At 25.0% G+C, this 571-nt stretch carries 1 pseudogene; it reads left to right on the top strand.

Going from position 1 to position 571, the window contains the following annotated elements:
- Positions 1-474 (top strand): annotated as a pseudogene (locus AMN83_RS01655) (PfkB family carbohydrate kinase); the annotation flags it as partial.
- Positions 475-571: the final 97 nt, after the last annotated feature.

Consider the following 571-nt stretch of genomic DNA (forward strand, 5'->3'; position numbering starts at 1 on the left):
TAGAAGGTTACTTGTGGGATGAAGGAGGGCCAAAAAAAAGCATTTAATAAAGCTATAAATAATGCGAATAAAGTTGCTATGTCTTTATCTGATTTATTCTGTGTTGATAGACATAAAGATCAATTTTTAAATTTAGTAAAAGATAAATTAGATATTGTATTTGCTAACGAACAAGAAATACTATCATTAATAAATACTAAGTCATTTAATGATGTTTTGTCTTTTGCAAAAGAACTAAAAAAAAATATTGTAATTACAAGAGGAGCAAAAGGTGCTGTAGCAATCAAAAATAATTTAATTTATGAATGTTCAGCAAAAGAAAATCTTAAAATTAAAGATTTAACTGGAGCTGGTGATCTATTCGCAGCGGGTTATTTGCATGGTATAATAAATGAAATGAGTATAGAAAAAAGTTTAGATAAAGGTACTGAAATGTCATCAAAAATAATACAAAAAATTGGAGCAAGAATTTAACTTAAAATGAAAAACTTAGAAACATTAAAACTTTTCTCAGAACCAGTATTTAAATATAAACTTAATGATCATGAAAAATTAAATAAAGAATTATCTG

Source organism: Candidatus Pelagibacter communis, from assembly GCF_001180025.1.
Taxonomy (GTDB): domain Bacteria; phylum Pseudomonadota; class Alphaproteobacteria; order Pelagibacterales; family Pelagibacteraceae; genus Pelagibacter; species Pelagibacter ubique_A.